8 protein-coding genes and 2 tRNA genes are annotated in these 8,461 nt (G+C 35.2%); 5 read left to right on the top strand and 5 right to left on the bottom strand.

What is annotated here, in order from left to right; translation table 11 throughout:
* Positions 1–267 (top strand): integrase core domain-containing protein (locus B5440_RS13505; RefSeq protein WP_143533308.1); only part of this gene is annotated, 267 nt, incomplete at its 5' end.
* A gap of 388 nt (positions 268–655) precedes the next feature.
* Here B5440_RS13505 and B5440_RS13495 read toward each other — a convergent pair.
* From B5440_RS13495 to B5440_RS13475, 5 genes are all read right to left on the bottom strand, one after another.
* Positions 656–2,098 (bottom strand): alpha/beta hydrolase family protein, encoded by a 1,443-nt coding sequence (locus B5440_RS13495; protein ID WP_070054281.1) that lies wholly within the window; start codon positions 2,096–2,098, stop codon positions 656–658.
* Positions 2,099–2,192: 94 nt separating this feature from the next.
* The gene (locus B5440_RS13490) at positions 2,193–2,732 is read right to left on the bottom strand and encodes a helix-turn-helix transcriptional regulator (RefSeq protein ID WP_070054282.1); all 540 of its coding nucleotides are present in this window, start codon (positions 2,730–2,732) and stop codon (positions 2,193–2,195) included.
* Positions 2,733–2,911: 179 nt separating this feature from the next.
* Positions 2,912–2,986: transfer RNA gene (locus B5440_RS13485), tRNA-Pro, on the bottom strand.
* A gap of 219 nt (positions 2,987–3,205) precedes the next feature.
* A tRNA-Ser gene (locus tag B5440_RS13480) sits at positions 3,206–3,288 on the bottom strand.
* Positions 3,289–3,434: 146 nt separating this feature from the next.
* Positions 3,435–4,673: an NAD(P)/FAD-dependent oxidoreductase gene (locus B5440_RS13475; RefSeq protein WP_070054283.1), complete on the bottom strand. Its 1,239-nt coding sequence runs from the start codon at positions 4,671–4,673 to the stop codon at positions 3,435–3,437.
* Between the two features lie 119 nt (positions 4,674–4,792).
* Here B5440_RS13475 and B5440_RS13470 point away from each other — a divergent pair, with 119 nt between their 5' ends.
* From B5440_RS13470 to B5440_RS13455, 4 genes are read left to right on the top strand one after another with little or no spacing between them, the layout of a single operon-like run.
* Positions 4,793–6,328, top strand: a complete 1,536-nt coding sequence (locus tag B5440_RS13470; RefSeq protein WP_070054284.1) for a flexirubin biosynthesis tyrosine ammonia-lyase FlxA — start codon at positions 4,793–4,795, stop codon at positions 6,326–6,328.
* Between the two features lie 54 nt (positions 6,329–6,382).
* Complete coding sequence (gene fabG, locus B5440_RS13465; protein WP_070054285.1) at positions 6,383–7,114, top strand: flexirubin biosynthesis SDR family reductase FlxB; 732 nt, start codon at positions 6,383–6,385, stop codon at positions 7,112–7,114.
* Positions 7,115–7,993, top strand: a complete 879-nt coding sequence (locus B5440_RS13460) for an LpxL/LpxP family acyltransferase (RefSeq protein WP_070054286.1) — start codon at positions 7,115–7,117, stop codon at positions 7,991–7,993.
* Positions 7,994–8,002: 9 nt separating this feature from the next.
* Positions 8,003–8,452, top strand: coding sequence for a hotdog family protein (locus B5440_RS13455; protein WP_070054287.1), 450 nt, complete (start codon positions 8,003–8,005; stop codon positions 8,450–8,452).
* Positions 8,453–8,461: the final 9 nt, after the last annotated feature.

Raw genomic sequence — 8,461 nt, 5'->3', positions numbered from 1 at the left:
GAGATCTTTACGGGTAGCATACGCTCTCGGGATATTAAGTTAAGTATGGATGGTAAAGGAAGAGCTATCGATAATGTTTTTATAGAACGCTTATGGAGAAGTGTGAAATACGAAAACATCTATCTCAATCCTCCGGAATCCGGGGTAGGTTTATACAGGCAACTCCGGGACTACTTTGATTTTTACAACCATAGGAGAAGGCACCAGGGAATAGAAAATGAAATACCTATCAACCGATATTTAAAACAAGAAAGAAATGCTGCTTAAAAAATAAAAAATAGAACTTAATTTAGCAGCTAAGCTGTCCTAACAAATGGGGGTTCTTCAAGGTTCTTTCTGTTTTGTAATTATCGGTAAGAATTCTATAAACACTATATACCAATAAACATTGTCCGAAGAAGGTTAAATAGAAAACCAATGGGAAATTGGTATTAAAGTATACAAGTATGGTAATGATAACCAATAAAATACTGGTTAGAATTAAGTATGTAATACCATTATTTTTCATAATGCTTAAATTACGAAAGAGTCCCTAAAACCTGTCTTAAAATACCTATAAAATTTCGGTGCTATTGGTCAATATTTTGTTGCTATTATCCATTCCGGGAAACAAAAAAAATTATCTATAATAATAAAACCTTTTTAGGAAATATATTTAGAATCCCTTTTTTATCGAAACTTCCTGGTACTGCTCTTCAATTTCAAGAATGTCGTTTGATTTTTCTTTAAGGTATTGATCAAAAAAGTTTTGTACAATTGAGCTTGTGGCTTTATATGCTTTAAAGGGATCTATATTTCCCGCCTCATTTACAGCTGAAAGACTAACCATTAATGGAATGTCCATAAAACTTGAATGCCCAGAATTTTCAATTTTAATATTATAGAAATCGGCAGAGCTGCCCATATGAAATGCATGTTTATTAAAATTTGGTTGTTCGTCTGGCCAATCTGAAGAAATTAAGGCAAAAGGTTTATCTAAAGAATTATTTACCATAGAACCCCATTGGGTCCCATCAATATTTATTGCCGCTTTTACCCGTTCATCTTCAATTAAAACTTCTCCCGCCGCAGCTCCTCCGTGGGAATGGCCAAAAGCACCAATCCTTGAATTAATTATATGATTATTTAAAAAAGAGAAATCATCTTTATTTTCTAAATGATCTATTACCGAAGAAATATCCTTACTCCATCTTTTTATACCTTCAGCAGCAATATAATCCTGGAATAAATTTTCAACAGCCTTAAATTCTTCTTTATCGTTTTCAGCCTGTTTGAATTCTTGAGTAGCATTCCAGGCCATTTCAGCCATTTGCTGATTATTATTTAAGCTATCGTATGTTGTATTATAAAGCTTTACGTTACCATTGGGGAATACTGAGCCCGTACTTTCATAAGTATGATTAATATTTAAAACAATATATCCCTGGCTCACAATTTCTTCAATAAGCGCATAGTAGCCATAGGCTTTCGAATAGTAACCGTGAGAAAAAATTAAAACCGGAAATTTCCCTTGTGCAACTTTTGGACCTATATACGTGTGAGGTTTTATAAAGTCTAAATAATTCATTGTCCAGCCGGGCAAACCGTATTTAGCGGCAAAACCCAGTCTGTTTCCTTTGTCAAGATATTTTTCTAAATTTTCATTTTCAATCTGTGCCGGATACCAGACTTTAACCATTAATTCTCTTTTATCTTCTTTCGCTGAAGTTATTAATTCTGGCTGGTTAGTTTTTATATGAATATCTCTCGCTCCAATTTTAAAATTTCCGGTAGGAGTAGGCAACTCGAAAACCGGTAAGATGATGGGTAAAACCCAGCCTAAAACCAAAATAACGCCCGTGCCGGTTAAAATAAAAACCTTCAATAATAAACCTGATTTCTTCCAAGTTGGTTGTTTTAAAAGAAGAATAATCACTCCAATTAGCAATAAATACCCCGGAAACATTTGCCATCTTAATCCTTCAAATATTAAATGGAATAGGAAAATAATTCCTGGAACAACGGCGAAAATTTTCTTCCCTGGAACTCGGAATTTAAGTAATACCAAAATAGGATATACAGTAACAATTAGCAGTAAAATAATTTCGAAAAATCTCATCTTTTTTGTTTTGAACAAACATAGTAATGAGTTCGATAAAAATCATAATAATGCCAATGGACAAAGAATGGACGTCGATATTAAATATTGAATATCATATATTTATGAGAAATATATCCAGGTCTTCTTTTGGTTTGAGACCAATCTTTTTTCTTAATCTGTAGCGTGCTTTATTTACACTTTCAGGAGTGATGTTTAATATTTTGCTGACTTCTTTGGCGCTTAGATTTAGCCGTAATAGCGCACACAACTTTAATTCATTTGCCGTAATATTCGGATTTATTTTTTGAAGTGAAGTTGTGAAATCAGGATAAACTTTTTCAAAGTCGGAGAAGAAAGTAATTACGTCTAACTCGTTATTATTAGATTTTGCTATTTTTCGTAAAGAAGAACTTAAATCTGATTTCAACTTCCTATTGTTGTTTTCCAGGAATATTTCTTTGCGATGAGAAATGTTCTTTACTACTTCTTCGTAGCGGTGATTATTTCTCACGAACTTAAATTGAAGACGTTCAATTTGTTTTTTCCGAAGGAGATATGGAATAACTATAAACCCGGCTATAAACAGGCCCAGACCGCTTATAAATAGCGTGCTAAAAACAAACCAGGTATCGGGATCAATTCTAAAATCCATAGTTGCTATTATAGGTGCAAAATTAAGCCGAAGTTAGGGAAAGATAAAAAAAAACTTATAACCGATTAGTTCAAGTATATTTTATATTAGAAATGAGAAAGTAAAGGCGAGCTGGATATTAATGCAAATCTAGCTCATAAAAAAAGCCTCTCATTTTTAAATGAAAGGCTTGTATTTAGTCGGGGTGGCAGGATTCGAACCTGCGGCCTCCTGCTCCCAAAGCAGGCGCGATAACCGGGCTACGCTACACCCCGAGTAATTTTTTAATCGCGCTCGGCGCGATAATTGGGAAGATTTAATTTGGCAAAAGCCAGAAATAAATCCCAAAATTAATAGCATAAACTATTAACGGAAATTTTAGCCTTTTCCGATCCAAAATACTCTTTAAAAAGCAATCCGGGAGACGGAGGAAGATTATCCCTATCTTTTCCATAAGAAAAGGAGAATAAAAATCCGCAGACTAAAAAATCTTGCGGAGAGACCGGGATTCGAACCCGGGCATCCAAAAAGGATGACAGCTTAGCAGGCTGCTGCATTACCACTCTGCCACCTCTCCAATTTTAAAGAACGCGCAAACAATTTTGCGGTTGCAAATTTAACTTTTACTTACTTACCTTCCAAACTTTTTTAGGCTAAAGAACAGAATAAAATTCACCGTTTTTTTTAATCGCTTTGACATCAGAAATTTAAGCTTAAAATTTTCTAAATATTTATTTCTTCCTGATCTATCATATGGGCTATATTTCCTATAATTCGTTGGTGATTTTTCACAAAAGGATTGTTTTTATCCCAAACATATCCCGCCAGAACCGCACAAATTTGTTCCTTAATTTCAGTCCTGGGATTCTCGTGAAAAAATAATTTCTGTAAATTCCCGGTATACCATTCTTTTACATAACTGCTGAATACAGAAATTCCGGCTTGCATATATTCTCCATAATCTTTCTCCCAATCAACTTTTTCACCCTCTACTTCAAGTTTAGCCAATTTAGCGGCCTTTAATCCAGATTCGGTGGCAAAGGCAACTCCAGAAGAGAAAATAGGGTCAAGAAATTCTGCACTGTTTCCAGTCAATGCAAATCCTTCGCCATAGATCTTTGTTACATTTCGGGAGATATTTGGCATCTTAACCGGTTCAAATAAAAAAGGGTATGCGTCAAACCGGTTCTTATAATACTTCAGTTTGTTCAACATTTCTTTAAAAGCAACCGAATTATTTTTACTGAAACCTTCAAACCACTCATTTTCACTTACAAAACCAAGGCTGGAATTTCCGTTAGAAAAAGGAAAATACCAGAACCAGGTTTTGGTATCTAAAACTTCAAAGGTAATAAGTTCACCTTCTTTGCCTTTTGGTCGATTTGTTTCTTTGATATGTGTAAATATGGAAGAATTTCCTGTGATTTTTGGAGTAGCGTTTAAACTTAATTGCTTTGCCAAGACGCGACCGTTTCCACTGGCGTCAATTATAAATTCAGCTTGTATTTCAATTTTTTCTTTTGAATTTATCACAACTTCAGTCAAAGACCTATTTTCTTCAAAATTCACATTTTTGACTTCAGCATCAAAAAAGATTTTTACGCCTTTTCGCTGAATTTCATTCGCTAAAACAAGGTCAAAATCAGCTCTTGGAACCTGCCAGGTCCAATTCCAGCCTTCTCCAAATTTTTCAGAAAAATCAAATTCGCCAACTTTATCTTCTTTTATAAATCTGGCACCATATTTCTTTTGAAATCCTTCTGCTTTAATAGCCTCTAATAATCCTGCTTCCTTAAAGTTTTCCATGCTTTTTGGTAATAGGCTCTCACCAATACTAAAGCGCGGAAATGAACTTTTCTCCACAACTAAACAATCTACACCTTGTTTTTGCAAATACCCGGCTGCGACCATTCCAGAAGGGCCGGCGCCAATAATTAAGATCTGTGTATTAAGCTGTTTCATTTTTTGGGCTTAGCAAACTTGCGTTTACTATGAATATTCGTTCTAAATCTAAAATCTTCAATTTAAAATACGGCCTAAATATAGTACATTTGTTAAGATTCTTAACAATTACGCGGTCTATGCTCCAAATCAATAATACCCTTAGCCTCGATGATTTTCATAAGGTTTTGTTTGAAAATACTGAAATTCAGCCTACTTCAAAAAACCTAGAAAAAATTGATGCTAGTTTTAAGTTTCTAAAGGAGTTTTCCAAGAATAAGGTTATTTATGGCGTAAATACCGGTTTTGGGCCAATGGCCCAGTATAAGATCAAAGATAAAGATCGCATTCAGCTTCAGTATAACTTAATAAGAAGTCATGCCTCGGGCGCGGGTAAACCTATGGAGCCGCTTTATGTAAAAGCTTTAATGCTGGCCCGATTAAATACACTTTCCCTGGGAAAATCTGGTGTACATAGATCTGTGTCCGAAGTAATGCAGCAACTTATCAATAAAAATATTACACCACTTATTTTTGAACACGGTGGGGTAGGAGCTTCAGGAGATCTGGTTCAGCTAGCGCATTTGGCATTGGTTTTAATCGGTGAAGGCGAGGTTTTTTATAAAGGTAAACGCCGTGAAACCAAAGAAGTTTTTTCCGAAGAAAATATTAGTCCGATAGAAATTGAAATCAGGGAAGGACTGGCTTTAATGAATGGTACTTCAGCAATGACCGGCATTGGGATTGTGAATATTATTTATGCTAAACGATTGTTGAACTGGTCGGTTTTTTGTTCTGCAGCGATTAATGAAATTGTGCAGGCTTATGATGATCACTTATCTGAAGAACTCAATGCAGCAAAGCAACACCACGGCCAGCAAAAGATTGCAGAAAGAATGCGAGATCATTTAAAAGACAGTAAACTCACTCGCGACCGTAACGAACATTTATATAATGATAAGGCCGATAAAAACACGTATTTTAAAGAAAAAGTCCAGGAATATTATAGTTTACGCTGTGTGCCGCAAATTTTAGGCCCGGTTTACGATACTATAGAACATACTGCCAAAATCCTTATCGAGGAGGTGAATTCTGCCAACGATAATCCCATTATAGATGTGGAAAACGAACATGTTTATCACGGTGGGAATTTCCATGGCGATTATGTAGCCCTGGAGATGGATAAATTAAAACTCGTGGTTACCAAACTATCTATGCTTGCTGAACGCCAACTCAATTATTTGCTAAATAATAAGCTCAACGATATTTTACCTCCTTTTGTGAATTTGGGAAAATTAGGGCTTAATTTTGGAATGCAGGGAGCCCAATTTACCGCGGTTTCTACCACGGCAGAAAACCAGACCTTGTCAAACCCTATGTATATTCACAGTATTCCCAATAATAACGATAATCAGGATATTGTGAGTATGGGCACCAATGCGGCAAATATTACGAAAACCGTTATTGATAATGCTTTTGAAGTGCTTTCAGTAGAACTAATTACTATTGTCCAGGCTTTGCGCTATTTGAATTTCGACGAAAAATTATCGAATAAAACCAGGCAGGTTTTAGAAGAAATGAACCAGATAATTCCTGAAATAAAAGAAGATTCTCCACTTTATAAAACTAATGCTGAAGTAAAAGAATACCTTAAAAATAACGATGTTTATAAATAAAAACTAACTGCTTTTGCGAGCTTTTTTCAATCTTAACCAGAAAACAAGAACTCAATGAAATACGCACTCGTTACAGGTGCTTCCCGCGGAATTGGAAAAGCTATTGCTATTAAATTAGCAAGGGAATTACAATATAATATCTTGTTGAATTTCCATTCTAATATCGAGGCTGCTAATGCCACAAAAGAGCTTGTTGAGGCTGAAAATGTACAATGTGAATTGCTTCAATTTGATGTTGCTGATGCTGAAAATACCACGAAAGCTTTGGAGGAATTCAGTAAAGCTAATCCTGATGCAGAAATTGAAATCATTGTAAATAATGCTGGAATAACTCGCGACGGACTTTTTATGTGGATGAAACCAGAAGATTGGCATTCGGTAATCGATACCAGTTTAAATGGTTTTTATAATGTTACCCAAGCTTTATTAAAAAATATGCTGAAAAAGCGCTACGGTAGAATTATAAATATTGTATCGCTTTCGGGCTTAAAAGGTAATGCCGGACAGGTAAATTATTCGGCTGCAAAAGGCGCATTAATTTCAGCCACTAAAGCACTGGCACAGGAAATTGGTAAAAGAAAAGTTACTGTAAATGCTGTAGCACCCGGTTTTATAACTTCAGATATGACAGCTGATTTTGATGAAAAAGAGCTTAAAAAATTGATCCCATTAAATCGTTTTGGCGAAGCAGAAGAAGTAGCGGATTTAGTGAGTTTCCTGGCTTCTAAAAAGGCTTCCTACATTACCGGAGAAGTTATAAATATTAACGGCGGACTCTATTCTTAAATGGCAAAGTGGAAAGGTAAATCCAGGGGCAGCGTTTTGGGAATGAGGATTTATATTTTTATCCTAAAAACTTTCGGCCTTTATGCGTCCTATTTTGTTCTTCTTTTTGTGGCGCTTTATTTTGTGTTTTTCGCTTTTAATTCTACCAAAAGTGTATATTTTTTATTCCGAAAGCATCTTGGCTATTCCAGGCTGAAATCTGCCTTAAATGTTTATAAGAGCTATTTTACCTTTGGAAGAATTCAATTAGATCGGGTGGCCATTGCCTCCGGATTAAAACATAAATATACTTTTGAATTTGACGGAATTCAGCATATTCAAAACTTACTGAAACAGAATAAAGGCGGGATTTTGCTTACCGCACATATCGGTAATTTCAATCTTGCTAAACATTTCTTTGACAAAAAACATGATCATACTATTGTAAATCTTGTAGTAACCGATCTGGAACACGAAGAGATCAAAAATTACCTGGAATCGGTTACGGGAAAATCAGCTATAAAACTCATTGTTTTAAAAGAAGATCTTTCCCATATTTTTGAAATGAACAACGCGCTTCAAAATAACGAACTCCTTGTTTTTGCTGCAGATCGTTATACTGAACAAGCCAAAACCTATACTCAAGATTTTATGGGAAAACCGGTTAAGTTTCCACAGGGCCCATTTAAATTGGCTGCTCGTAATAAAATCCCAGTGTTGTTTGTTCACATTATGAGAGAGCAGAATTTTCACTATCATTTTTATGCCAGGCCTTATAATCCTGAGAAAAATGAGGCGAAAAATTTATTAAAAGCTTATCTTGAAAACCTTGAAAAGATGCTAAAAAAATACCCGCATCAGTGGTATAATTATTACGATTATTGGAACGATTTCAGCTAAAATCTGTTTATGGAAGAAAATTTATTAAAAGAACCAATTTTAGAATTAGATAGAATACTTCAGTTAATTCCTCAAAAGCCGCCATTTGTAATGGTAGACAGTTTGCTGGAGTATAACGAAAAGAAAGGAACCACGGGATTTACTATTCCGGCAGATAATATTTTAGTTGAAAACGATATCTTTTCTGAACCAGGCATAATAGAGCACATGGCGCAAAGTATGTCGCTATGGCGTGGTTACCAGGGATTTTTAAGCGGACTTGATAAACCAAAAACAGGGTTTATTGGCGCAATTAAGGCTGTAGAGATTATGGAACTACCAAAAGCCGGAATCAAACTCATGACTTATGTGGAAATTCTCCAGGAGTTTATGAACGTAACTTCTGTTGGCGCACGTACTTTTGATGAAGAAGGAAATCTTTTAGCCACTTCTGAAATGAAAACGGTAACCGTAGATTAATTATGCTAT

This window comes from Salegentibacter salarius (assembly GCF_900168265.1).
In the GTDB taxonomy this organism is placed as follows: Bacteria; Bacteroidota; Bacteroidia; order Flavobacteriales; family Flavobacteriaceae; genus Salegentibacter; species Salegentibacter salarius.
Note: the sequence above shows the minus strand (reverse complement) of the source record. Positions and strands in the feature narration are given on the sequence as shown.